General features: G+C 69.9%; 24 protein-coding genes. 4 read left to right on the top strand and 20 right to left on the bottom strand.

The genetic code is table 11. The features are described from left to right. Positions 1–103: 103 nt before the first annotated feature. From smc to FHX42_RS02840, 3 genes are all read right to left on the bottom strand, one after another. Complete coding sequence (gene smc, locus FHX42_RS02850; protein ID WP_182542586.1) at positions 104–3,826, bottom strand: chromosome segregation protein SMC; 3,723 nt, start codon at positions 3,824–3,826, stop codon at positions 104–106. 106 nt (positions 3,827–3,932) lie between these two features. After that, a complete protein-coding gene (locus FHX42_RS02845) occupies positions 3,933–4,226 on the bottom strand; it encodes an acylphosphatase (RefSeq protein WP_182543465.1) in 294 nt (97 codons plus the stop codon). Beyond that, complete coding sequence (locus FHX42_RS02840; RefSeq protein WP_182542585.1) at positions 4,214–4,849, bottom strand: hypothetical protein; 636 nt, start codon at positions 4,847–4,849, stop codon at positions 4,214–4,216. The genes FHX42_RS02845 and FHX42_RS02840 overlap by 13 nt, the downstream gene beginning before the upstream one ends. A 15-nt stretch (positions 4,850–4,864) precedes the next feature. Here FHX42_RS02840 and FHX42_RS02835 point away from each other — a divergent pair, with 15 nt between their 5' ends. Continuing rightward, on the top strand, positions 4,865–5,056 hold the full coding sequence (locus FHX42_RS02835) for a hypothetical protein (protein WP_182542584.1): 192 nt from the start codon (positions 4,865–4,867) through the stop codon (positions 5,054–5,056). 200 nt (positions 5,057–5,256) lie between these two features. Here FHX42_RS02835 and FHX42_RS02830 read toward each other — a convergent pair whose 3' ends face one another. Continuing rightward, entirely contained in the window at positions 5,257–5,907 is a 651-nt protein-coding gene (locus FHX42_RS02830; RefSeq protein ID WP_182542583.1) for a nucleoside/nucleotide kinase family protein, read from the bottom strand. After that, positions 5,904–7,298 (bottom strand): sugar porter family MFS transporter, encoded by a 1,395-nt coding sequence (locus FHX42_RS02825; protein ID WP_182542582.1) that lies wholly within the window; start codon positions 7,296–7,298, stop codon positions 5,904–5,906. Before FHX42_RS02825 ends, FHX42_RS02830 begins: the two co-directional genes overlap by 4 nt. Positions 7,299–7,516: 218 nt before the next feature. On the opposite strand from FHX42_RS02825, the gene FHX42_RS02820 reads away from it, so the two are divergent. Then, positions 7,517–8,347: a class I SAM-dependent methyltransferase gene (locus tag FHX42_RS02820; RefSeq protein WP_182542581.1), complete on the top strand. Its 831-nt coding sequence runs from the start codon at positions 7,517–7,519 to the stop codon at positions 8,345–8,347. A gap of 108 nt (positions 8,348–8,455) precedes the next feature. Then, positions 8,456–9,325 (top strand): pectate lyase, encoded by an 870-nt coding sequence (locus FHX42_RS02815; protein ID WP_182542580.1) that lies wholly within the window; start codon positions 8,456–8,458, stop codon positions 9,323–9,325. A 290-nt stretch (positions 9,326–9,615) separates the two neighbouring features. Here FHX42_RS02815 and FHX42_RS02810 read toward each other — a convergent pair whose 3' ends face one another. Together FHX42_RS02810 and FHX42_RS02805 are read right to left on the bottom strand one after the other, a co-directional pair. Then, on the bottom strand, positions 9,616–10,590 hold the full coding sequence (locus FHX42_RS02810; protein WP_182542579.1) for a hypothetical protein: 975 nt from the start codon (positions 10,588–10,590) through the stop codon (positions 9,616–9,618). After that, positions 10,587–10,733 (bottom strand): hypothetical protein, encoded by a 147-nt coding sequence (locus FHX42_RS02805; RefSeq protein WP_182542578.1) that lies wholly within the window; start codon positions 10,731–10,733, stop codon positions 10,587–10,589. Before FHX42_RS02805 ends, FHX42_RS02810 begins: the two co-directional genes overlap by 4 nt. A 369-nt stretch (positions 10,734–11,102) precedes the next feature. Here FHX42_RS02805 and asnB point away from each other — a divergent pair, with 369 nt between their 5' ends. After that, the gene (asnB, locus tag FHX42_RS02800) at positions 11,103–12,938 is read left to right on the top strand and encodes an asparagine synthase (glutamine-hydrolyzing) (protein WP_182542577.1); all 1,836 of its coding nucleotides are present in this window, start codon (positions 11,103–11,105) and stop codon (positions 12,936–12,938) included. A 148-nt stretch (positions 12,939–13,086) separates the two neighbouring features. On the opposite strand, the gene FHX42_RS02795 is transcribed toward asnB, so the two are convergent. From FHX42_RS02795 to FHX42_RS02735, 13 genes are all read right to left on the bottom strand, one after another. Then, entirely contained in the window at positions 13,087–14,550 is a 1,464-nt protein-coding gene (locus FHX42_RS02795) for a sensor histidine kinase (protein ID WP_328795865.1), read from the bottom strand. Continuing rightward, positions 14,547–15,278, bottom strand: coding sequence for a response regulator transcription factor (locus FHX42_RS02790; RefSeq protein WP_328795864.1), 732 nt, complete (start codon positions 15,276–15,278; stop codon positions 14,547–14,549). The genes FHX42_RS02795 and FHX42_RS02790 overlap by 4 nt, the downstream gene beginning before the upstream one ends. Positions 15,279–15,356: 78 nt before the next feature. Beyond that, positions 15,357–17,432: a glycosyltransferase family 39 protein gene (locus tag FHX42_RS26930; protein ID WP_182542575.1), complete on the bottom strand. Its 2,076-nt coding sequence runs from the start codon at positions 17,430–17,432 to the stop codon at positions 15,357–15,359. After that, positions 17,429–18,697: a bifunctional glycosyltransferase family 2/GtrA family protein gene (locus FHX42_RS02780; protein WP_182542574.1), complete on the bottom strand. Its 1,269-nt coding sequence runs from the start codon at positions 18,695–18,697 to the stop codon at positions 17,429–17,431. Before FHX42_RS02780 ends, FHX42_RS26930 begins: the two co-directional genes overlap by 4 nt. 391 nt (positions 18,698–19,088) lie before the next feature. Next, positions 19,089–19,961 (bottom strand): bifunctional DNA-formamidopyrimidine glycosylase/DNA-(apurinic or apyrimidinic site) lyase, encoded by an 873-nt coding sequence (gene mutM / locus FHX42_RS02775; protein WP_182542573.1) that lies wholly within the window; start codon positions 19,959–19,961, stop codon positions 19,089–19,091. 28 nt (positions 19,962–19,989) lie between these two features. Further along, complete coding sequence (gene rnc / locus FHX42_RS02770; RefSeq protein WP_182542572.1) at positions 19,990–20,745, bottom strand: ribonuclease III; 756 nt, start codon at positions 20,743–20,745, stop codon at positions 19,990–19,992. Between the two features lie 14 nt (positions 20,746–20,759). Further along, positions 20,760–20,942 (bottom strand): 50S ribosomal protein L32, encoded by a 183-nt coding sequence (rpmF, locus tag FHX42_RS02765; protein ID WP_182542571.1) that lies wholly within the window; start codon positions 20,940–20,942, stop codon positions 20,760–20,762. Between the two features lie 2 nt (positions 20,943–20,944). Beyond that, entirely contained in the window at positions 20,945–21,520 is a 576-nt protein-coding gene (locus FHX42_RS02760; protein WP_182542570.1) for a YceD family protein, read from the bottom strand. 285 nt (positions 21,521–21,805) lie between these two features. Beyond that, complete coding sequence (locus FHX42_RS02755) at positions 21,806–22,543, bottom strand: DivIVA domain-containing protein (RefSeq protein ID WP_182542569.1); 738 nt, start codon at positions 22,541–22,543, stop codon at positions 21,806–21,808. 193 nt (positions 22,544–22,736) lie between these two features. Continuing rightward, positions 22,737–23,186 carry a ribonuclease domain-containing protein gene (locus FHX42_RS02750; protein ID WP_182542568.1) on the bottom strand — a complete coding sequence of 150 codons (450 nt, stop codon included), beginning with the start codon at positions 23,184–23,186 and terminating at the stop codon, positions 22,737–22,739. Between the two features lie 159 nt (positions 23,187–23,345). After that, positions 23,346–23,831 carry a pantetheine-phosphate adenylyltransferase gene (coaD, locus tag FHX42_RS02745; protein ID WP_182542567.1) on the bottom strand — a complete coding sequence of 162 codons (486 nt, stop codon included), beginning with the start codon at positions 23,829–23,831 and terminating at the stop codon, positions 23,346–23,348. Positions 23,832–23,885: 54 nt separating this feature from the next. After that, positions 23,886–24,464, bottom strand: coding sequence for a 16S rRNA (guanine(966)-N(2))-methyltransferase RsmD (gene rsmD, locus FHX42_RS02740; RefSeq protein WP_182542566.1), 579 nt, complete (start codon positions 24,462–24,464; stop codon positions 23,886–23,888). 76 nt (positions 24,465–24,540) lie between these two features. Then, the gene (locus tag FHX42_RS02735) at positions 24,541–25,008 is read right to left on the bottom strand and encodes a L,D-transpeptidase (RefSeq protein WP_182542565.1); all 468 of its coding nucleotides are present in this window, start codon (positions 25,006–25,008) and stop codon (positions 24,541–24,543) included. Positions 25,009–25,392: the final 384 nt, after the last annotated feature.

Below are 25,392 nucleotides of genomic sequence, written 5' to 3'. Positions count from 1 at the left end.
GAAGCCAGACACGAGGCGACGGCCACAGCGAGCGCAAACCTCGACCACGGCACAGGGGGTTTCCCGGTTTCGCGCGAAACCGGGAAACCCCCGCTCGCTCCGGTCAGACCTCCTCGGACTCCGGGGGCGCCTGCTCCGGGGTCTCCGGGGACGCATTCCGTTCCTCGGAGGTCTCGGAGGTCTCGGAGGTCTCGGAGGTCTCGGAGCCCGGAGAGCCTTCGACGGCCTCGACGTTCTCGACGGGTCGGGCGCGCGAACCGAGGCGCTGGGAGATCACCGTGGTGATCCCGTCGCCACGCATGCTCACGCCGTAGAGCGCGTCGGCGATCTCCATGGTGGGCTTCTGGTGGGTGATGATGAGCAGCTGCGAGGTCTTGCGCAGCTGGTCCAGCAGCCCGATCAGCCGCCGCAGGTTGGTGTCGTCCAGGGCCGCCTCGACCTCGTCGAGCACGTAGAACGGCGAGGGCCGCGCCCGGAAGATCGCCACCAGCATCGCCACCGCCGTCAGCGACTTCTCCCCGCCCGACAGCAGTGAGAGCCGCTTGACCTTCTTGCCGGGCGGGCGCGCCTCGACCTCCACACCGGTGGTGAGCATGTCCTCGGGGTCGGTGAGCACCAGCCGTCCCTCGCCGCCGGGGAACAACACCCCGAAGACCTCGCGGAACTCTGCGGCCACGTCATCGAAGGCGGACGAGAAGACCTCCAGGATCTTCTCGTCGACCTCCTTGACCACGTCGAGCAGGTCCCTGCGGGTGGCCTTGAGGTCCTCCAGCTGACCGGACAGGTACTTGTAGCGCTCCTCCAGCGCGGCGTACTCCTCCAGGGCCAGCGGGTTGACCTTGCCCAGCTTCGCCAGGTCCTTCTCCGCCCGGTCGGCGCGCCGCTGCTGGGTGTCGCGGTCGAAGGGCATCGAGGGCGGTTCGCTGACCTGCTCGCCGCGCTCCTTAGCCGCCTCGTACTCGGCCATCTCGGCCGGGCTCGGCGGAACCGGCACGGTCGGGCCGTACTCGTCGAGCAGATCGTCGAGTCCGACCCCGAAGTCCTCGATGATCTTGTTTTCGAGCTGCTCGATGCGCAGCCGCTGCTCGGCGCGCACGACCTCGTCGCGGTGCACGGCGTCGGTGAGCTTCTCCAGCTCACCTGACAGTTCCCGGACGCGGTTGCGCATCGAGTCGAGCGCCTGCTGGTGCTCGCTCTGCTGCGCCTGCACGGTGTCCCGCTCCTCGGTGGCCGCGCGCAGCGAAGAAGCGATGCGTTCCAGTGCCGTATCGCAGCCGTTGACGACCACCTCGGCCACCCGCGCTCCGTGCTGCCGGGCCCTGCGCGCCGCCTCGGCCCGGGCCCGGACCTCGCGCTCCTGCTGGGCGGCCCGGCGCAGTTGCTCGGCCTTGCCCTGCACCGCCCGCGCCCGCTCCTCGGCCGTGCGCACCCCGAGCCGGGCGTCCATCTCCTCCTGGCGCAGGCCGGAGAGCTCCTCGTTGAGACGGTCCCGCTCGGTCGTGTCGGGCTCGTCCTGGTCCTGCTGGTCGTCCTGGATGACCTCCAGCCGCTCCTCCAGCTCGGCCAGCCGGGTCGACGCCTCCTGCCGGGACTGCTCCACCGAACTCCGCTGCTGGTGCAGGCGGTCGACCTCGTCGGAGGCGGAACGGGCCGCCTGCTCCAGACTGGACAGGCGCTCGGAACTGCGCGCCCGCGCGACCTTGGCCTCGTTGATTCGCTCCTGTGCCGCGCGCACCTCCTCCTCGCGAGCCCGCTGCTCGGCTCGTGCGCCCTCCAGGGCCGCCGAGTGGTGCTCCAAACGCCTGCGAGCGGCGGTGAGCTCCTGCTCGGCCTCGTCGACGGCCGCGCGCACTTCGATGAGGCTCTGCGCCTGGCCGGACCCGCCGGTGGCCCAGTGTCCCCCGAGGACGTCGCCCTCCCCGGTCACGGCGCACACCTCGGGATGACGCCGGACCAGCGTCCGCGCCTCGGCCAGCCCGTCGACGACCGCCACCCGATCCAGCGCCCGGGTCACGGCCGCCTGCAACGACTCGGGCACGTGCACGAGGTCGACCGCCCACCGCGCGCCCCGTTCCAGCTCCGGCCACTGCTCCCGGTCGGTCGGTGCCGCCTCCCCGACCAGCACGCCGGCCTGGCCGGCGTCGTCGGTCTTGAGCACCTCCAACGCCTCCACGGCGTCGTCGACACCGCTCACGGCCACGGCGTCGGCCACAGCACCGAGTGCCGTGGCCAGTGCCGCCTCCGCGCCCGGTTCGACGGTGAGCAGGTCGGAGACCGAACCGAGCAGACCGGACACGCGCTCACCGGCCGCCAACAGCGCGGCGGCGCCGTCCTTGCGGCGCAGTCCCATCGACAGCGCCTCCACCCGAGCCGTCCAGGAGGCGATCTCCTGTTCGGTGGACCGCTCGGCCCGCACGAGCTCGTCCACTCGTTCGCGGGCGGTGTCGCGCTCCTGCGCGGCATGGTCGTGGCGCTCTCGCAGCTGCGATTCGTCGGTGTCGCCGTCGCCGCCCTCGACCGCGGCCTCGTCGTAAGCCTGCTGGGCGACCCGAGCCCGTTCGGTGGCTTCGGTCAGCGACCCGGAGAACCGCTCGAGTTCCTCGTCGGTCGCGCTGACCTTGCTGCGCATGGACTCGACCTGGCCGGACAGCCGGGCCATGCCCTCCCTGCGGTCGGCGATGGCCCGGACGGCGGCCATGTGCGCCCGCTCGGCCTCCTGAGCCGCCGACTCCAGCTCGGAGCGGCGCCGCACCACCTCCGACAGCGCGTCCTGCGCCCGCTGCGCCTCCTCCTGGAGGGTCTCCTCCCGTTCGGCGACCTCCTCGGCCTCGAGCTCCATCTCCTCCGGGTCGCGTTCCCCGCGGTGCTCCTCGGCGGGAGCGGTGAGGTGCTTGTACCGCTCGGCGGCCAGCCGCGACGTGCCGCGCAGGCGCTCCTCGAGCGCCGAGAGGCGGTACCAGGTGTCCTGGGCGCGAGCGAGTTTCGGGGCGTCGGCCGAGACCTGCTCCTGGAGGGTCTTCTCCTCGTTCTGGGCGTGCTGGAGGTCGCGCTCGACCTCGGCGCGCCGGGCGCGCGCGGATTCCTGCTGGGCCTCGTCGCGGGCCAGCTCGGACCGGGCCGTGACCAGCTCGTCGGCGATCAGGCGCAGCCGGGCGTCGCGGAGTTCGGCCTGCACCGACTGGGCCTTGCGGGCGATCTCGGCCTGCTTGCCCAGCGGTTTGAGCTGCCTGCGCAGCTCGCTGGTCAGGTCGGTCAGCCGGGTCAGGTTCGCCTGCATCGCGTCGAGCTTGCGCAGGGCCTTCTCCTTGCGCTTGCGATGCTTGAGCACCCCGGCGGCCTCCTCGATGAGCTTGCGGTGCTCCTCGGGTTTGGCCTGCAGGATGGTGGAGAGCTGTCCCTGACCGACGATGACGTGCATCTCGCGGCCGATGCCGGAGTCCGACAGCAGCTCCTGGACGTCGCGCAACCGGCACGAGGAACCGTTGAGCTCGTACTCGCTGGCGCCGTCGCGGAACATCCGCCGGGTGATCGAGACCTCGGTGTAGTCGATGGGCAGCACGCCGTCGGCGTTGTCGATGGTCAGGGTGACCTCGGCGCGACCCAGCGGGGCGCGCCCGGAGGTGCCGGCGAAGATGACGTCCTCCATCTTGCCGCCGCGCAGGGCCTTCGCGCCCTGCTCGCCCATCACCCAGGTCAGCGCGTCGAGGACGTTGGACTTGCCCGAACCGTTCGGCCCGACCACGCAGGTGATTCCCGGCTCGAACCGCAGCGTCGTGGTCGAGACGAAGGACTTGAATCCCTTGAGCGTCAGGCTCTTCAAGTACACGGCGTGTCGGCGACCTTCCCGCGAGGTGAGTACTCCACACGGCGTAACCGCCGTTCGGGAAAGCTTACGTGAAGCGCGGCCGTGACCTCGCACGACCACGCTCGGTTCAGCGTTCCACGAAATCCGTGAGGTTACCGCGCGGTTGCGACCACTGTTCGGCGACGTGGTCCACCTCTCCCGGCGCGTCCCCCGAACGCAGCGACTCCAGGAGTTGCTCGCAGCTGCTCCGGGGCCCCTCGGCGATCACCTCGACGCGGTTGCCCGGCCGGTTGGCCGCACTGCCGACCAGGTCGAGCTCCAGTGCTCGCGAACGGGTCCACCAGCGGAAACCCACTCCTTGCACGCGCCCGTGCACCCACGCGGTCAGTCGAATCGAATCCGTTTCCGTCACACCCGGTATGATGCCGCACTGCCCGAGCCGTCCTCAGGACGAGTCCGGCCCAGAAACCCGACCGAGTGGACGCCCATGGACGCGATGCCGCAGGAAGACACCGACGCCCAGTCCTGGCGACTGGTCGTCCTGGCGGGGGCGGGGATGGTGGTCGCGACGGGCTTCGCCACCGTCGCCGCGATGGTCCTCGGCAGCAGCCAGTACCAGGCCGCCGGGCCGAACATGACGATCCACGCACCCGGTGTCTCCACCAGTACGAGCACGCCGGTGTCCGGATCCGCTCCCCCCGTGCTGCCCCCGCCGGAGTCGAGCGGCCCGCGGTCGTCGTCCGAATCCACCGGGCCGAGCACGAGTGACGAGTCGACCACCACGACCTCGTCGACGACATCGACGAGCTCCGAGGACGACCACGAGCGGTCGTCGTCGCCACCGGAGTCGACCGGTACGGCGACGCGGCCACGTCCGCCGGAGCCGCCACCGCCGCCGGATACGCCGACCACCTCCCAGGACTCCACACCACCGACGCCCACGTCACCGCCGTCGACATCGACGGAACCGCCGACGTCGAGCTCGACGCCCACGACCACCGAGGAACCGACCTCGTCGGACTCCGACACCTCGTCGTCCACCACGCGGTCGGGTCGCTGATGCCCGAACTCGCCGTCCACGCCTGCCGGTCGCTGTGCTCCTGGCACCGCACTCCCACCGACCTCGGCGGACTGCCCCTGCTGGCCTGCCGGGGGTGCGGTTCACAGTGGATTCGCAGCGAGCCGTGGACTCCCATCGACCACACGGGACGCATCCCCGACGACGTCCGCGCCGAACTCGACCTGCGTTAGGAACCACAGGCCGGCCGGTCCCCCACCCGGTCCGCCTATCATGCCGACCGTGATGTCAGCGGAAGAGCCGATCGCCCCGGACACCTTCGTCGTCGGGGTGCGCGGCGTGCTGCGCCTGCATCCCTGCGAGCTACGACCGTCGACCGGGCATCGGGTGCTCGGAGGGATACCGCGAGATCTGCATCCCGCGTCGGCACCGACTACACCGAATCGCCGGAGATGACGAGGTCGGCACGGGCCCGCGTGGGAGCGATCAGGGCGGCGTTGCGCTCGTCGCTGCGGTGCACCCACTCCCGGGCCTGCTCGGGAGTGCGGCCGTGGCGAACGTGGCGAGCGATGAGGCGCTCGACGCGCTCGTCCTCCTCCGGCGCCAGGAACCAGGCCTCGTCGAGCAGCCCCCGCACCCGCGCCCACGGTCCGCTGTCCAGCAGCAGGTAGTTGCCCTCGGTGATGACCAGCGGCACGTCCGGGGGTACCGCGATGGCCCCGGCGAAGGACTCCTCGATCTCGCGGTGGAACTTCGGGGCGTAGACGACCTCGTCGTCCGAGTACCGGATCCGGCGCAGCAGCGCGAGATAACCGGCGGCGTCGAAGGTGTCCGGGGCGCCCTTGCGCTCGTGCCGCCCGAGCCGGTGCAGTTCGGCCTCGGCCAGGTGGAAGCCGTCCATCGGCACCAGCACGGCCGACGAGCCCAACCGCTCCAGCAGCTGGTCCGCGATCATGCCCTTGCCGGAGGCGGGCGCTCCGGCGATACCGAGGATGCGGCGGCGGCCGGACGTCGTCAACGCGCGCGCCCTGACGACCAGTTCGTCCAGGTCACCGCCGCACCGCTCGGGGTCGGCCTCGTTCACTCGTCCTCCTGTGACTGCCGGCCGCGCGCACCGCGCAGGGACATCTCGATGTCCTCCAGGCTACGGCCCTTCGTCTCGGGCAGGTTGCGGTACAGGAAGACGAGCCCGCAGACGCCGAGCACGCCGTAGATCCAGAACAGTCCGGTCGCGGTCAGGGTGTTGATGATGCTCAGCACCGAGATCGAGATGAAGAAGTTGAGCACCCAGTGCGTCATGGTCCCCACGCTGGCGGCCTTGCCGCGCACCGCCGTCGGGAACACCTCGCTGTTGATGAGCCAGATGGCGATGCCGAGGCTGGCGGCGAAGGCGGCCTCGTAGAGCATCAGCCCGATCGTCAGCAGCATCCCCAATCCCTGCAGGCTGGGCAGCAGGTACAGCGCGCCGAGTCCGAACAGGACGGCGATGACCACTCCGGTCCCGCCGATGAGCAGCGGTCGGCGCCCCACCCTGTCGACGAGCAGCAGCGCGATGACCGTGAAGATCATGTTGACGGCGCCGATGCCGACCGAGGACAGGATGGAGGCCGAGTCGCCCAGCCCGGCCTGCTTGAGGATGGTCGGCGCGTAGTAGATCACCGCGTTGACGCCGACGAGCTGGTTGGTGGCCGCCACCGCGACGCCCAGCAGAACGGCCGGGCGCAGCCGCGGGCGGAACAGGTCGCGGTAGGAGAACTTGCTCTCCTCCCGCATCGCCGTCGACATCTCGGCGATCTCGTCCTCGACCTCGTCGGCGGAGCGGGTCCGGCGCAGCACGGCGCGGGCCTGATCGACGCGGTCGTGCGCGAGCAGCCAGCGCGGGCTCTCGTCCAGCTTCAGCAGGCCGACGAACATCGCGATCGACGGCACGCACGCCAGGCCGAGCATCCACCGCCAGGCTCCGGCGTCGGCGAAGGCGTACCCGACCAGGTAGGACGTGAAGATGCCGATGGTGATCATGAGCTGGTTCATCGAGACCAGCCGGCCCCGCAGCGCGGGCGGGGCGATCTCGGCGATGTAGGTCGGCACCACCAGTGAGCTGGCTCCGATGGCGATGCCCAGCAGCACCCTGGCCACGACCAGGTACACGGCACCGGTGGCCGCCGCCGACAACAGCGCGCCGACGGTGAACACCAGCGAGGCCACCAGCAGCGCGCGCTTGCGCCCGAGCCGGTCGACCACCACTCCGCCGCTGGCGGCACCGGCGATGGCGCCGAGCAGCAGCGAGGCGACGACGACCTGCTTCATCGCGTCGGAGAGGCCGAAATCGGGTCCGATGTAGAGCAGGGCGGCGGAGATGACACCGGTGTCGTAACCGAACAGCAGCCCTCCGAGAGCTGCGATGGCCGACGCGCCGACCACGACGGAGCGACCGCCGGACGGCGGGCCGGGCCCCTCCCGCTGTGCCGTGTCCATGACCTGTCCGCCTTCCTCGCTGCGTCATCGACCCCACGTTGGGGCAGCTCATCGACCTGCCGTGGGTTGCCGAGACGTTAGACTTCGGTTAAGCGCTTACGCAAGCCCTTACGTCAGCAGCTACCGGGCCCGCGCCCCAGATTTGCCGCTCATGCGGTCACCGGGGAGAGTGATTGGCGAATGTCGGTACCGATTCGGGCGTGGAGGTGAGTGGCGCGATGGAGAACTCGCGGAACTGGGCGCGGCAACTGGAGCAGTGGCGGATCCCGGAGTCGGTGGCCGAGAACGCGACCGACTCACCGTGGGTCCTCCCGCGCGAGGTCTTCACCCGCCGCGCCGACCGGCACATCACCCACCCGGTCGGCAGCACGCACGAGCTCGCACGGCGGGCACTGGACTCGCCGGGAAGCGTGCTGGACATCGGTGCCGCCTCCGGCGCGACCTCGCTGCCGTTGGTGGGACGCGCGGAGGTCACCGAGGTCACCGCCGTCGACACCGACAACGAACTGCTGACGGCCTTCGTCCGCCGCGCCGAGGCCCTCGGTGTCCCGGCCCGCGCCGTCCACGGCTCGTGGCCCGAGTCCGCCGAGCAGGCGGGCACGTCCGATGTCGTCCTCGCCGGGAACGTGACCTACAACGTCGCCGACGTGGACACCTTCGTCACGGCCATGACCGAGCGCGCCCGGAGCCGCGTCATCGTCGAGATGACCCCGCGCCACCCGCTGACCGAGCTGAATCCGCTGTGGCGGCGCTTCCACGGCGTCGAGCGCCCGACCGGGCCGAGCGTGGACGACTTCCGCGGCGTGCTGGACGAACTCGACATTCGGCCGGAAGTGCACCACTGGTCCCTGCCACCGGAACCGGAGTACGCGAACTTCGCCGACCTGGTCGAGGTCGCCCGCAGGCGACTGTGCCTGCCGCCCACGGCCCGGCAGGACGTGGACCGAGCCCTGCGCGACCTGGGCATCGACCCGGAGCACCCACCCGACCTCGGCTCGTCGGGCCGCGAACTCGTGACCCTCGCCTGGCCGGGCACGGCGCGGCGCTGAGGCGCGGAATAGGCCCAGCGGCATTCGCCCATTCGCGGTCTTGGCCGCTTCGACCCACCGTGGTGGAATCCTCTTCCCAGTTGGAATACGCTTTCCAAGGAAGGGATCATGGAACAACACCATCTCTCGAAGCGGACGCGCACCACACGTTCACGTGCGTTGCGGTGGGCATCCCGGTCGTCTCTGCTGGTCGCGGTGATCGCGGCCGTGGTCAGCGCTCCGGCGCAGGCCGCGACGACGACCTCCGACGGTCGAGCTCCTTCGCCGGCCCCCGCCCCACGGGCTGCCGACATCGACTTCCCCACGCCGACCGGGGAGCGGGCCGTCGACTCGACGATCGAGGTGAGCGGCACGTTCGACGGCGAGCTCACCCGCTACTACGGCACGGGCGACCTCGGTGGGAGCGGCCAGGACGAGGGCCAGCCCGCGATGTTCGCGCTGGAGGACGGGGCGACGCTGAGGAACGTCGTCATCGGCGCTCCGGCGGCCGACGGCGTGCACTGCCTCGGCAGCTGCACGATCAGCAACGTGTGGTGGGAGGACGTCGGCGAGGACGCGGCGACCTCAGACGCCTCCTCCTCCGAGGCTGTCATGACCATCAGTGGCGGCGCGGCGCGCCAGGCGGAGGACAAGGTCTTCCAGCACAACGGCCCGGGAACGGTGCGGGTCGAGGACTTCGCCGTCTCCGACTTCGGCAAGCTCTACCGCTCGTGCGGCAACTGCTCGGAGTCGAACCAGCGCAACGTCGTGCTGAACAACGTGTCGGTGTACGCGCCGGGCAAGGCCCTGGTCGGCATCAACACCAACTACGGCGACACCGCCCGGCTCTCCGGGATCACGGTCCACGGGGACTCCGAGCGGGAGATCACCATCTGCGGCAAGTACCGCGGCGTCACCGAGGGCGAGCCCGAGCAGATCGGCAGTGGTCCGGACGACACCCACTGCCTCTACACCGCGGAGGACATCACCTACGGCTGATCCGGCCGGGCTCGGGGGCGCACGGCGCGTCCCGAGCCCGCCGACGCCCCCGCTCGCGGGCGTGCGGGGATGAGGATCACCGGCTCGGCCTGTACGGCCGGTATCACCACACGAACTCTCGCGCCCGACGTGTGACTTCTCGGACTTGCCTGGCCGGAGCGGCTTACTCCCTGTGGACAACCGAGTCATCTGGGATGCTTGGTTGCGTGGGTGACCCGGTTTCGCGCGAAACCGGAAACTCCTGCGCCCTCGTCACCTCACCTGGCCGAGGCATCGCTGAGGCTCCGGGCTCACCACTGACGCCGGAAGGCGTGGAACCTGTATCCCGGCGTCCCACCTTCGACACAACCGCACCGCCGGGCAACATCGCGAACACTGCCGTAGTCCAACGACCAGTGCGACTTGCCCACGTACACCTCCGGTCGACCGTCGAACTTCCGCACCAACAGCTCGGCCTGCCGCTCCGGCGACTTGAACCTGTGCCGCGGCATGAATGCCAAGAAAGCGACAATCCCGCCGCCGACAATGAAGCACCCAACGAGGATGAAAACTGGTCCTGCCGCAGTGGCATGATCCTGCACGGCTGACGAGGAGCGAGCCGGCTGCATCGCGGAGAGAGTCACTCCTGTGCCTCCTCCACGACCAATCGAATACTCCGGGCCGTCCTGACCGCCTGCTCGGCCACTTCGGGCCAGCCCGACTCGCTGCCCGTACTGACGTCGAGAACGATCACGCTCGCACCGGCCGGAGTCACGAGCTGGAACTCCGCCCGCCGCAGCGGTCGCACGACCTCCTCCCGTCCGCGTCACCTCGCCGAACTGCTCGGCGGGCAGGCGAAACTCGCCCGCGACGACAGCGGCCACCGCCGGTCCGGAGGGCACCTGCACGATCCGTGCGTCCGCGTCGGGATGCCGCTGCTGGTATTGCCGAAGCATCGCCGAGGCGGTCGCGTACCGATTCCGACGGACCTCTTCCCGGTCATCAGTGTTCAGTTCCGAAGCCGCCAGGGTCATAGTCGCCAACGCGGGGTCGGTATCTCCCACGGGGAACTGGCCGAACACGCGCACGTCGAAGCGACTGAAGCGTGCGCCGACCAGAGCGAGGTGTTCGGCCAGTTGCTCCACGTCACCCGCGCCGTGCTGGGCCAGTTCGGTGGCCAGTGCGCGTGCTCGGGCGCGCAGCTCGTCGGCCGACCGACCGATGGCAAGGCCCGCGAACCCAGGAGGGCGTTCGGTCTCGATCCGCTGGTCGGTGTCCGCGCTCATGCGCTCTTCCCCTGCTCGGCCTGAGCCGCCTGGTCCTCTTCGATGCCGGACTCGACGGCGTTCCACAGTGGAACGCCCAGCGCGAGACCGGGAACGACGACGCCCGCGCCGTGCATCCCCGCCTGCGCCGGGTTCTGGGGCACCCAGTAGTCGGCGAGGTCGTCGAAGAAAGTGGTAGCTCCCCGCCCGTGGCGGCTTCCATACCGCCGTAGACGCCCAGCGCGCCCACGTCCCTCGCGAGGCTGATCTCCGAGCCGACGACGGGGACGACGCCGATGGTTCCGGTGACCACTCCCGCCGCGTCCGCGGCCAGGACCTCCGGAGGCACGTCACCACCGGCGGCCTTGGCCAACGAGTGTCCGCCGACCGAATACATCCACGAGCCGTTCTCGGGAAGTTTCGCGGTTATGCGGCTTTCACGAGTGTCCCATCTCACCAAGTTTTTTGTTTCATCGGTGCAACAATCTCGTTAACGTGGCTAATGAAATATTTCGCTCGGATGGGAGCAAGCCATGTGCGGCATCTGTGGTTGGGTCGACTTTCAGCGCGACCTGACTCGCGAACAATCCGTGATCGACGCGATGTGCGAGACGATGGCGTGCCGCGGACCGGACGACGGAGGAACCTGGGTTCGCCCGCACGCGGGGCTGGGGCACCGCAGGCTCGCCATCATCGACCTGCCCGGCGGCACCCAGCCGATGGAGCTCGACACGCCCGACGGGCCGGTGGCACTGGTCTACTCCGGTGAGGCCTACAACTTCACCGAGCTGCGCGACGAGCTGCGCCGACGCGGCCACCGCTTCGACACCGACAGCGACACCGAGGTCGTGCTGCACGGTTACCTGGAGTGGGGCGCCTCGGTCGCCGAGAAGCTCAACGGCATGTACGCCTTCGCGGTCTGGGACTCCCGCGTCGAGCAGCTGCTGCTCGTTCGCGACCGCATGGGCATCAAGCCGCTGTACTACTACCCCACCGACAACGGCGTGCTGTTCGGTTCCGAGCCCAAGGCGATCCTGGCCAACCCGCTGGCCGAGAAGGTCGTCGACGCCGACGGACTGCGCGAGATGTTCGCCATGACCAAGAGCCCCGGTCACGCCGTGTGGTCCGGGATGCGCGAGGTCGAGCCCGGCACGGTGGTCACCCTCGACCGCAACGGTCTGCGCGAGCACACCTACTGGAAGCTGGAGGCCGTCGAGCACACCGACGACCAGGAGACCTCGGTCTCCCACGTGCGCGAGCTGCTGGACGACATCGTGTCCCGCCAGCTCATCTCGGACGTGCCGCGCTGCCTGCTGCTGTCCGGCGGGCTGGACTCCAGCGCCATCACCGCTCTGTCCGCCCGGCAGCTGGCCGAGCAGAACGAACAGGTGCGCAGCTTCGCGGTCGACTTCCTCGGCCAGTCCGAGAACTTCGTGCCCGACCCCATGCGCGAGACCCCGGACGGACCGTACGTGCAGGACGTCGCCAAGCACGTCGACACCCGGCACCAGGACATCGTGCTGGACCCGAAGACGCTGGCCGACCCGTCGGTGCGCCGGGCCGCCGTGCGGTCGCGGGACATCCCGCTGGGGATGGGCGACATGGACAACTCGCTGTACCTGCTGTTCAAGGCGATCCGCGAGCACTCCACGGTCGCGCTGTCCGGCGAGTCCGCCGACGAGGTCTTCGGCGGTTACAAGTGGTTCTTCGACCAGCAGGTCCGCGAGTCCAACACGTTCCCGTGGCTGGCCATCGCCCAGCAGCAGCACATGTCCGGCAGCGGCGTCCTGGACCCCTCGCTGGCCTCCACGCTGGACCTGCCGGGCTACGTCGCGGCCGAGTACGACAAGGCCGTCGGGCAGATGCCGGTGCTCGACGGTGAGAGCGCCTTCGAGCGCAAGATGCGCGAGATCTGCTACCTGCACCTGACCCGCTTCGTGCGGATGCTGCTGGACCGCAAGGACCGGATGAGCATGGCGGTCGGGCTCGAGGTGCGCGTGCCGTTCTGCGACCACCGGCTGGTCGAGTACGTGTTCAACGCGCCCTGGTCGCTGAAGACCTTCGACGGCAGGGAGAAGAGCCTGCTGCGCAAGGCCACGGCCGACACGCTGCCGAAGTCCGTGACCGACCGGGTCAAGAGCCCGTACCCGTCCACTCAGGACCCCGGTTACGCGGCCGAGCTGCAGAAGCAGGTCAAGCAGCTGATCTCCGACGACGACCCGGCGCTGTCGCTGCTCGACCGGCAGTGGATCCGCGACTCCGTGGACACTCCCGCCGAACGGGTGGACACCTCCACGCGCAACGTCTTCGAGCGCGCCCTGGACATGTCCGTCTGGTTCGACCTGTACAACCCGACCATCAAGGTCTGACCCCGACGGCCGTGCTGTTCGGCGGTTTCGCGCGAAACCGCATTTCGGCGGTTTCGCGCGAAACCCGCACATACCTCGCTGCGGTGCGGTGCACCTCCTGGTTCCGCGGCTTCGGTACGGACCGGGCATCACGGGCCGGGTCGCACGGTCAGGTCAGGGGCAGCAGCACCCGAAAGGTCGTCCCCTCGCCCGGAGTGCTGAACAGCTCGATCCGGCCACCGTGCGCCTCGACGACGGCCGAGGCGATCGCCAGCCCCAACCCCGTGCCCCCGGTCGCCCGACCGCGCCCGTCGGCCACCCGGTAGAAGCGGTCGAACACCCTGGCGGCGTGCTCGGGCTCGATACCGGCTCCGTCGTCGGCGACCTCCACCAGGGCCAGGCGCGTACCGACCGGGAGGTCCACCCCGGCCGAAGCCACCGGTTCGCCGCTCCCGAGCGTCTCGTAGCTCGCCCGCACGTGAACGGTCGTCTCCGGCGACGTGTGCACCAGAGCGTTGGTAACCAGGTTGTTCAACACCTGCCACAACCGGTTGCGGTCGGCCGGAACGCGCACGGGCCGTTCCGGCAGCGACGCCGTGATCTCGCGCTCGGGCGCGCGGACGCGGGCGTCGTGAACCACCTCGCCGAGCAGCGCGATCACGTCGAGATCACCGAGGTCCAGCGAACGTTGCCGGTCCAGCCGCGCCAGCAGCAACAGGTCCTCGACCAGCGCCCCCATGCGCTGGGCCTCCTGCTCGATCCGCGACATCAGCCGGGCCACGTCGTCGGTCTCGGGCGCCCCGCCCTGGCGGTAGAGCTCGGCGAACCCGCGGATCGAGGTCAACGGCGTGCGCAGCTCGTGCGAGGCATCGGCCACGAAGTGCCGCAGCCGCTGCTCGGAGAGCTCGCGTTCACGACGCGCCTCGGACAACCGGGCCAGCATCGTGTTCAGCGCCGCCGCCAACCGCCCCGTCTCGGTGCGGGACTCGTACTCGGGAACCCGGCGCTCGAGGTCACCGTCGGCGATCGCCTCGGCCGTGGCCTCGATGCGGGACAGCGGTCGCAATCCGATCCGAACGACGAGCGTGGCGACGACGGCCAGCACCAGCACGACGCCGGTGCCCACGATCAGCTCGATCATCAGCAACCGGTTGACGGTGGCGTAGGTGTTGCCCAGGGACAGGGCCACACCGATCACGTCACCGCTCGGCAGCACCTCGCACCGCAGCCGCCAGGGCGCGCCACCGGTCGCGTCCGGCACGGTCGCCGGACCGTCCCGCGCGCACAGTATCCGCATGCCCGCCGGGCGCACCGCAGGCGCGGAGGAATCCCCGGGCACCTGCCCGGCCACCCCCTCCAACCTGTACCGGGAGTCGAAGAACAGCAGTCGGAAGTCGGTCGGCAACTCGCGCCCGGAATCCGCTCCGTCGGGAGGCGGACGCGGGGGACCTCCCTCGTCCCACGGGCGAGACATCGCGGTGAGCCGTTCGTCCACTTTGGCCACGAGGGACCGCTGCAGCAGCAGGATGCTGGTGACACCGACCGTGGCCAGGCCGAGGGTGGTCAGCACCACCAGCGCGAACACCAGCCGCGCGCGCAGCGACCACGTACCCGGGTGCAGCAGGCGCCTCACGAGGCATCACCCCGCCCGTCCTCCGGACGCAGGCGCAGCATGTAACCGACACCGCGAACGGTGTGAATCAGCGGTGGCCCGTCGACGTCGACCTTGCGCCGCAGGTAACTGATGTAGGACTCCACGACCCGGCTGTCCCCGCCGAAGTCGTAGTTCCACACCCGGTCCAGAATCTGCACCTTGCTGACCACCTTCTCGGCGTTGACCAGCAGGTAGCGCAGCAGCTTGAACTCGGTGGGCGACAGGCTCACCAGCCTGCCACCCCGGCGCACCTCGTAGGTGTCCTCGTCGAGCTCCAGGTCGTGGTAGCGCAACCCGGAGCTCGGTCCCGCCTCCGCGGGCCGCACCCGTCGCAGGATGGCGTGCAGCCGCAGCACGACCTCGTCGAGGCTGAACGGCTTGCTGACGTAGTCGTCCCCTCCGGCCGTGAGTCCCTCGATGCGGTCCTCGACGGTGTCCCGCGCGGTCAGGAACAGCACCGGGACCCGGTCGCCCTCCGCGCGGAGCCGACGAGCGACGGTGAACCCGTCCTCGTCGGGCAACATCACGTCCAGCACCACGATGTCCGGACGGAACTCCTGCGCCGCACGCAACGCCTCGGCACCGTCGGCCACCGCGCGCACCTCGAAGCCGCTCAGCCGCAGCGAGGCCGACAGCAGTTCGAGGATGTTCGGCTCGTCGTCGACGACCAACACCCGGGCGGATTCCTGTTCGGTATTACCGGCCACTGGTCCATGCTCTCCCAACGCTGTGACGTCCGTCGCGGGTGGCGGGAGCCGCGCCCGTCGGGCGCGGCTCCCGCCCCGTCAACGACAGTCGTAGAGCCGCGAGGAACCGTCCTCGGATCCGACAGCGGCGGAATCCACGGGCGTGCAGGACTGCCGGACCCACTGCGTGCGTCCGGTGTCCCGGCCGAATCCGCCTCCCGGGGACTGCGTGCCGCCGGAAGCGCGATCCCGCCCCGGCACATCACCACCGCCGGGGCCGCCGAAGCCGCCACCGACCAGGACGAACCCGAGCCGACCGGCACGCTGCCAGCGCGTCAACTGCTCCACGGTCGGTGCGTCGTCACCACCCGTGAAACCGCCCATCCCGACCACGGTCAGGTCCGTGTGGATGATGTAGGACGAGGCTCCGTGAGCGCCGCTGGTGGACATGAGCGGAATCTCGCGGTCGCCCGCCCGCGCGGAAACGTAGTCCACGATGCGCTGTTGTCGCTCGGACAACGAGCCACCGGCCATCGGACCACCCTGGCCGGGGCGCCCCGACATCTGCGCCGGACCGGCCCTTCCGGGAGCCGCGTCTCCCGGGCCACCCGGCCGCCGGCCACCCATCGGACCACCGGTGGAGGGCCCCGCGGTCGGGTTGGTCCCCCCCATGCCGCCGCTCCCTCCGAGCGCGGTCGCCGTGGACCAGGTCACCGGTACGAACAGGACGGCGACCAGGCTCAGCACCAGGGACGTTCCGAACACCGCGCGGTTCCACCGTCCGAGGGCCAACGCCAGCACGGCCGCCCCTCCGAGCGCTCCCACGACCGGGGCCGCCCAGCCGTTCCAGTCCGGAGTGCGCAGCACGAGGACGACGGCCCACACCACGGTCAGGGCCACACCGGCGGGCAGCAGCCACCCCGCGAGCCCGCGGGACCGGCGATACCGGTCCCCGAAGCGGACCAGTCCGGCCCCGACGAGGGCTCCCACGGCGGGAGCGAGCATCGTCGTGTAGTACGGGTGCAGGGTTCCCTCGGCGAAGCTGAACACCGCACCGACCAGCAGCAGCCAGCCGCCCCAGAGCACCCAGCCCGCGGCTCGCTCGCGGTTCACCGCCATCCCGCCGCGCCACCGGCGCAGGGCGACGACGAGCATCGTGACCAGTACGAACAGGCAAAGCGGTAGCAACCAGCTGATCTGACCGGCGAGCTGTTCGTTGAACAGGCGCAGCGGACCGGCCTGCCCGCCGAAACCACCACCCCCGCCGGGGCCGCCACCGGGACCACCGCCACCGGGACCACCCGATCCACCGGGAGCACCGCCGCCCTGGCCGAAGATCCGGCCGAGGCCGTTGTAGCCGATGATCAGGTTCCAGGCCGATCCGTTCTCGCTGCCCCCGATGTAGGGCTTCGGCTCCGGCCACAGCGCGGTGGCGGCCACCCACCAGAACGAACCGGCCAGCAGCGTCACCGCCGCCGCGCCGAGATCGAGCAGCCGCCGGGGCCAGGGGTCCCTGCTGCCGACGAGGTAGGCCAGCACGAACACCGGGACGACGATCCACGCCTGCAGCATCTTCGTCAGGAACCCGCAGCCGAGCAGGAAGGCCGACAGCACCAGCCACCAGGTGGACCGGCCCCTGACGAACGTTCGGATCGACCTCGTGAGCGCGTAGGCCGCGGCGATCACCAGCAGGACGAGCAGCGTGTCCGGGTTGTTGTCCCGATTGATCGCCACCGTGATCGGCGTCACCGCCATGACCAGCGCCGCCAGCAACGCGGCGTGCTCCCCCGCCCACAGCCGCACCGTGCGGTGCAGCAGGAAGACGGCGGCCACCCCTTCCAGCACCTGAGGAAGCAGCAGTGCGACCGGCGAGTAGCCGAGAATCCACACCGAGACGACCTGCGCCCACAGCGCCATCGGCGGCTTGTCGACGGTGATCACACCGGCCGGGTCGAAGGAGCCGAGCAGGAAGTTCTCGAAGCTCCGCGACATCGACTCGACGGCGGCCGAGTAGTAGGAGTTCCCCCACGAGTCGCCGATGCCCCAGGCGTAGAGGGAACCGGCGAGCACGCAAACGGCCACCAGCGCGATCCGGTACCGGAACCGTCCGCCGGTCGGCACCACCTTCCGTTCCGGATCGCTGCTCGCGGCGGTGGGCGACGTGGTCGCGGTCATGTCCCTTCCCCTTCCCGAGCGTCGCGGAAGACCAGGAGCCGCAACGACACGAACCTGAGTACCGTACCGACGACCGAGGACACGATCAGCACCGCGATCTCCAGCCAGCGCGACGGATCGGGGTTCACGTGCTGCAACACGAGCAACGCCCCCGAGGTCACCGCGTAGTAGAGGGCGAACACCAGCAACCCCAGCAGGTGAACCCGCCCCGAAGAGCTCTTCCGCGCTGTGAAGGTGTACTTGCGGTTGGCCTCGGTGTTCCACAGCGTCGTGAGCACCAGTGCCCCGAGATTGGCCAGCAGCGGCGGCCACCACACGCGGAAAAGCGCGTACAGCACCGAGGTCAACGCCGTGGACGCGGCTCCGATCGCGCCGAAGGACAGCAGCTGCCAGAGCAGCCCGTCCTCCCTCCGGCCGAGCACCGCTCCCGGGTGGGCGGCGCGCGGCTCCGGACGCTGCGGCAGTCCCCGCACCCGTGCGGTGCCGCGTACCTTCTCGCGGGCCACCCGGATCAGGCCCGCGACGTCGTCGGCCACCGTCCGGACCACCTTCACCCTGCTGTCGACGTCCTCGACCCAGTCCACCGGCACTTCGTGCACCCGCAACCCGTTGTGCTCGGCGAGCAGCAGCAGCTCGGTGTCGAAGAACCAGGAGTCGTCGTGCACGTACCGCAGCAGGGGGCGGATCACCTTCGTGCGCACCGCCTTGAAGCCGCACTGGGCGTCGGAGAACCGCGCGCCGTGGCTCCACCGCAGCGCCGTGTTGTAGCAGCGGGAGACGAACTCGCGGCGGGCACCGCGGACGGTCCGCGCTCCCGGTGCGAGCCGGGAACCGATGGCGAGGTCCGAGTGTCCGTTGACCAGCGGAGCCACCAGGGGCAGCAGCGCGTCCAGGCCGGTGGACAGGTCCACGTCCATGTAGACGGCCACGTCGGCGTCGCTGTAGTTCCACGCCGTGCGCAGCGCCAGGCCCCGCCCCTTCCGGTCGAGGTGCAGCACCCGGACCCCGTCGGTGGCTTCGGCCAGCTCGTGGGCCACCCGCAACGTGTCGTCGGTGCTGGCGTTGTCCACGATCGTGACGGACCAGTCGAGGGGGAACGACTCACTCAGGTGTTCGTGCAGCACCTCCACGCATCCGGGCAGTGCCCGTTGCTCGTTGTGGACCGGGACGACGAGATCGACCGTCGCCGTGGCGGGCAACACGGGATCGTGCTCCGTGCCCCGGTCCGATCGCCCCGCGTGCTGCGGGGCCGCGGCTGCGTCCATGTCCGACCACCTCTCTTCCCACGGGCCGGAGTCGGAAAAGCCGACCCGGGTCCAGGAAGCCGGACCGAGGTGTGGGGGAACCGCACGTTCGCTGGCAACGAGCTGGGAAGAGGACGGTGCTCGGTACGGGCCCAGCCGGTGAGCGGGGGAATTTCGGAGCGGCCGTGGGCGAGCGCGGCCGGGGAATTCCCGGCGGATTCACACACGATTGCCAGCCGAGCGCGGCTGCACGAGGAGGCCACTGCACGGGGACGTCACCGCACGGGGACACCACTACACGGCAACGCCACCGCACGGGAATGTCCGCCCGTTACGGCCCGCCTACCCGAGCGTCAGAGTGCAACACCTTCGAGTGAGGGTTCTGCGGTTTCGCGCGGAACCGCCAAAAGCTTCACCAGTGGGCGTTGCGGGGCTGTGGCTGGCACACCGGGCAGGTGTACGAGGAACGCTTCATGAACACGTCGCGGCGAACGAAGGCGCCGCAGACCGAGCACGCCCGGCCCGCCTGCCCGTAGACGGCCAGGGAGCGGGCGAAGTAACCGGACGCGCCGTTGACGTCGACGTACAGCGCGTCGAAGGAGGTCCCGCCCTCGTCCAGCGCGTCGTGCATCACCTCGGCCGCCGCGTCGAGCAGGCCACGCGCGTCCGACCGGGTCAGCGTCGCCGTCGGGCGCGCCCAGTGCAGCTTCGCCCGCCACAGGGCCTCGTCGGCGTAGATGTTGCCGATTCCCGAGATCAGGCTCTGATCCAGCAGCGCCCGTTTGACACCGGTGCGGCGGCGACGCATGGCCTCCACGACCACCTCGCCGTCGAAGTCCGGGTCCAGCGGGTCCGGCGCGATGTGGGCCACCGGCTTCGGCACGGTCCGCGTCCCGGAGTCCACGAGATCGGCCAGGCTCAGCCCGCCGAACGTGCGTTGGTCGACGAAGCGCAGTTCGGCACCACCACCGGCGAAGCGGAACCGCACGCGCAGGTGCGTCTCGTCCGGTGCCCCCTCGGGCCGCACGAGCAGTTGCCCGCTCATGCCGAGGTGGGTCAGCAGCGCCTCGTCCGGCGCGTCGTCGAGCTCCAGCCACAGGTACTTGCCGCGCCTGCGCGCCGCCGCCAGCCGCCGCTCGGTCAGCCGTCCGGAGAAGTCCTCCGGACCCGGAACGTGCTTGCGCACTGCACGCGGGTGCAGCACCTCCACGCTCGACACGGTGCGACCGACGACGTGCTCGGCGACGCCACGACGGACGACTTCGACTTCGGGTAACTCCGGCACGCACACCACCCGGCGGAACGACCGCCTGCTACTGCCCGTCGCCGCTCGGGCTCGGCTTGGACTGTTCGATCCGCTCGGACAGGGCGCGCCAGGCGATCTCGGCGGCTTTCTGCTCCGCGTCCTTCTTGGTCCGGCCACTGCCGGTGCCCATCGTGTCGCCGCCGACCGCGACGAAGGCGCTGAACTCCTTGCGGTGGTCCGGCCCCTGCTCCTCGACCCGGTACTCCGGTACGCCCAGCTCGGCGGCCGCCGTCAACTCCTGCAAACTGGTCTTCCAGTCCAGACCGGCGCCCAGCTGGGGCGCTTCGGTCAGCAGGGGCGCGAACAGGCGGTGGATCACCGTGCGCGCGACCTCGATGCCGTGCTGGAGGTAGATCGCCCCCAGCATCGCCTCCAAGCCGTCGCCCAGGATGCTGGCCTTGTCCCGGCCCCCGGTCAACTCCTCGCCACGCCCGAGCAGCAGGTACGTTCCGAGGCCGCCCTCACCGAGGTCACGGGCCACACCGGCGAGCGCGTGCATGTTCACCACACTGGCCCGGAGTTTCGCCAGCTGGCCCTCGGGAAGTCCCGGATGCTCGTTGTAGAGGTGATCGGTGATCACCAGCCCGAGCACGGAGTCCCCCAGGAACTCCAGTCGCTCGTTGGGCTCCAACCCACCGTTTTCGTAAGCGTACGAACGGTGGGTCAGAGCCAACGTCAGCAGCTCGGAGTCGAGGTCGACACCGAGAGCCTCGAGCAGCGCGGTCCGGTCCGCAGCGTGGTTGGAAGGCTGCTTTCCGCTCACTCGCGGTCGTCCTCTCAGGCGGGCTCGACGACCTGGCGGCCGGCGTGCTGGCCACAGGAGGGGCAGGCGATGTGCGGCGGCTTCTGCTCACGGCAAGCGCGGTTCGAGCACTTCACCAGTGTCGGCGCCGTGGCCTTCCACTGCGAACGACGCTTACGGGTGTTGGACCGCGACTTCTTGAACTTGGGGACAGCCACGACTATTTCTCCTCTTCGGTACCGCCGAACCGCTCACGCAATGCGGCCCAGCGAGGGTCAATCGTCTCATGATGGTGCTCGGGATCGAGCTCGGCCCACTTGGCGCCGCACCCGGAGCACAGTCCCTGACAGTCCGGCGAGCACGCCGGTGCGATCGGGAGAGTGGGCAGCATCGTGTCCCGCACGAGAGGTTCGAGGTCGATCAGGTCGTCGACGACCCGACTGACCTCCTCCTCGTCCGTGCTGGCGTCGGTGGCGCTGTCCGGGTAGGCGAACAGCTCGCGGAACTCGACCTCGACCTCGTCGGAGATCGGATCCAGACAGCGCGCGCACTCCCCGGTGACCGAGGCCTTGGCCGTGCCGGAAACCAGCACGCCCTCCACCACGGCCTCCAACAGCAGGTCGAGCTCGACCGGGTCGCCCTCGGGCACCCTGATCATGTCGAGACCGAACCCGGCCGGAGCCGGTGGACGGCGCGTGTAGGTGCGGCTGGCACCCGCGCGGCGGCCGAAGTCCCGGGTGTCGAGCACCCAGGGGCCTGCCGGAGCGGCACGCGCGGCATCGTGCTTCTGAGACATCACAGGTTTCGGTAGGTACTTTGGCGTCCCGGTGGCCGGGACGGTACGGGCAAGGACCGGCTGAAGCGTCCCCACGGGAGGCCCGAGAAACGACTTCCAGTACTTATTGGCAGCACTCGTTCACGGTACTCTCGTTCGCAGCCACTCCACTGCGGCCACTTATCAGCGGGCGAGCACCGATGCGAAACGGGCACCGGTACGAGCACTGGTACGGGTACTGCTCCAGGCCAGCCCCCTCAGCCTACGTGACGCCGCCCGGCACGGGAGAATCCCCCGGTACGGCGATCACTTCGAGGAAGCGCCGCCCGCGGGGTCCTGCCAGCCCTCGTAGTCGAACGGTGCCCCCACCGGGCTGCGCAGCTGCTGACGCCCCTTGCTCACGGTACGGATCGTGCGCCCGAGCAGTTCCTCGAAGTCCGCCAACCGGGAGTCGACATAAGCGTCGCAGTCGCCGCGCAGCCGTTCCGCGTCGGTGTTGGCCTCGTCGAGAATCCGCTTGGACTCGTCCTGGGCCTCCTGGACGACCTCGGTCTCGGAGACCAGCCGCTCCTGTTCCGACTTGCCCTCGTGGACCGACTGCTCGTAGGCGGCGCGGCCGGCCTGCACCATCCGGTCCGCCTCGGACTGGGCGCGACTGATGTAGTCCTCGTACTCGCGACGAGCCTTGGTGACCGTCTGCTCGGCTTCGGCGCGGGCCTCGGACACGATCTGCTCGGCGCGCTCGCGGGCGTCGGTGAGCATCTGCTCGGCTTCGGCGCGGGCCTCCGCCGAGGTCTTGTCCGCCTCCGAACGAGCACTGTTGAGGTTCTGGTCGGCCTCCGTCTTGGCCTTGGTCACGACCTCGTCGCGATGGTCGAGCACGTCCTGGGCGTCGTCGAACTCCGAGGGGATGGAGTCCCGCACTTCGTCGAGCAGTTCCAGGACGTCGCCCCGGGGGACCACACACCCCGAGGTCATGGGCACGCCGCGCGCCTCCTCGACGATCGTGACGAGCTCGTCGAGCGACTCGAACACCCGGTACACGTCGATCTCCCTGCACTCGTATCCACGGCGGGTTTTCCGCGAAGGACTAGCCTCTCAGAACACACCGAGGCGGCGCCGATCACCCCGCGGAGGGACACCTCTCGTCCCCCCAGTCTGCCCACCACGAAGCCGACCGGCCGGGATATCACCGTCGGCGGCGTGTCGACGATGACACGCCGGCCGGTCGCACTCCTCACGCGTTGATGTCGGTCGACCTGAAGCTCTCGTAGTGGTCGGCGGTGTAGAAGTACTCACCGTTGGAGCCGACGACGAACCTGCGCGCACCGCGGTCGTCGCTGCCCGGGGTCTCGACGGTGTACTCGTGGTAGTAGCCGTCCGAGCAGTCCGGCAGGATGCCCTCGCGGTTGTGGAAGACGCCGCCGTCCTGCGGGTAGGGGTAAGGGCCACCCCGCTGGATCAGCCGCACGGTGTCGGTGGCCTCCGGCGGCAGGTCCGACAGCGCGACCTGCTCGAACCCGGAGAGGTCACCGCACTCGGGCTGGGCGGCCGGAGCGGTGATCGGAGCCGGGGTCGGCGCGGGAGCCACCGCCGAGGCGACGCCCGCGTGGAAGCCGAGCACTCCCACCACCGTGATCAGACCGGCCAACAGGGTCCTGGCTGCTCGTATGGAGATGTGTCTCATACCGCGAACGGTAATGTGGCCACGTGATCACGCAACGACATTGGCGTGAACCGGAAACGACACCGCGACGATCACGCGCCGATCCACCGCGCTGCGGCCTTCGGCGGCGTCTACCCGCACGGAACCCGTGGCGCTCACGGCGCCCGTGCGGGATCGGCCCTAACCGGCCTGTTCGGCGAGACGCTCCCGGAGGCGGTGCTCGATCTTGGGCGGCAGCAGGTTGGAGACGTCACCACCGTAGGTGGCCACCTCCTTGACCAGCGAACTCGCCAGGAAGCTGTAGAGCGGGTTGGTGGACATGAACAGCGTCTCCACTCCGGACAGGCGCTGGTTCATCTGGGCCATCTGCAGCTCGTAGTCGAAGTCGCTGACCGCCCGCAAGCCCTTCACGATCGCGCCGATGCCGTGCGCACGGCAGTAGTCCACCAGCAGACCGTGCCAGGAGTCGATGCGCACGTTCGGCCACTGGGCGGTGACCTCGCGCAGCATCTCCATGCGTTCCTCGACGTCGAACAGGCTCTTCTTGCTCTTGTTCACCAGCACCGCGATGACGACCTCGTCGAACAACCCCGCGGACCGTTCGATGATGTCCAAGTGACCGTTGGTGACGGGGTCGTAAGAGCCTGGACAGACGGCGCGCCTCATGAGCGATGACGGTAGCAGCACATCCCCTGAGCACTCAGGACGACGTGGCCGGGGTCACGGATCCCCGTGCTCGTCGGTCGGGTACTCGGCCCAGTACACCACCGTGTCGCCGTAGTTCTTGTCACGCAGCGCCGCCAGAGGTTCCGGCCAGCCGGGGCCGGCGCTCTGGACCGGGCGCTCCACGATCACCAGACTGCCCGGTCCGACCCACCCGTTGGCCACCAGCAGGCCGTACTCGCGGTTCAGGACCGTGGTTTCGACGGCGTAGGGCGGGTCGACGAGCACGAGATCGTACGGCTCGCGCGGGTGCGCGGCCAGCGCCGTGCCCACCGGTGTCTGCTCGATACCCACCTGCCGCCCCACCCCCAGGGATTCGGCGTTTCGGCGCAGCAGGCGCGCGGCGTTGCGGTCGGACTCGACGAAGGTGGCGTGGGCCGCGCCACGCGAGAGCGCCTCCAGTCCGAGGGCGCCCGAGCCGCCGTAGAGGTCGAGCACCCGCAGGTCGGTCAGGTCCAGCGCGGACTCCAGGGCACTGAACAGGGACTCCCGGACCCGCTCACGGGTCGGTCGGGTGCCGCGCTGAGGAACCTCGATGCGTCGTCCTCCCAGGTCTCCGGCCACGATGCGTGTCACGGGGAACCATCATCGCGCAGACCGGACGGCGGGCGTCTTCCGGGCTGCCACACCGACCCGGAAGACGCACCGGTTTTCACCGCACGACCTGCACCTCGTCGCTGGGAGCCAGCGAGTCGAAGTACTTCGGGGCCGCACTGGTCGACAGGTGGATGCACCCGTTGGAGGGACGTTCCAGGCTGCCCTGGTGGAAGGCGATGCCGTTCAGGGTGAAGAACACCGAGTACGGCATGGGTGCGTTGTCGAACTCACTGCTGCGGTGGTCGACGTCCTTCCACTGCACCTGGAAGGTCCCGGTCGGCGTCGGAGCAGCGGGCTTGCCCGAAGTGATCGGCACGGGGCCGTAGGTCACACGACCGTTCTCCTGCAACCAGGTCTGCTGCGTGGACAGGTCCACGCAGGCCCTCGCCGTCGGAGCGCACGGCGTCTCACTCGGTGCCGGTGGAGGTGGGGCGGGCGCGGCCTGGGCCACGGCACCACCGCCGAGGACGCTGCCGAGAGTCAGCGCGGCCACCGTGGCCGTGAACGACTTCCTGCGTCGCATCTGCGAGCTCCCCTCGTGGAGTTCTCCGGCCCGGGCCGAAGTCGGACCCGTGGTGCTCACGATAGGCGGAAGCGAGAAGACTTCACGAAGTTGAGCCCTATGAGTGCAATCACCTACCAGCTCCGGTTCCCGACCGCGCAGGTCGCACGGCCGGGCGCTACCGGTCTCCGGAACTGCATGGCTCAGCGGCCCGCCGCCCAGCCGTCCCCATCGTCAGGCAAGCGGCGAAGCCGCTTTCTCCCCACCCACGCAGGCCGTCCCGCCGGGGTTCTCAGACGTCGCCTCGCGCGGAAAGCCCCGACGTGGTGCACGGCTACACGGTGTCGGGGCTCCCACAGCTGCAGGCGCTGCGGCGCGCGGCGCCTCCATAGGGGGCGGTGGCCG

The sequence above is a fragment of the Halosaccharopolyspora lacisalsi genome (genome assembly GCF_014137975.1).
Taxonomy (GTDB): Bacteria; Actinomycetota; Actinomycetes; order Mycobacteriales; family Pseudonocardiaceae; genus Halosaccharopolyspora; species Halosaccharopolyspora lacisalsi.
This window is presented reverse-complemented; position numbering and strand designations above follow the sequence as displayed.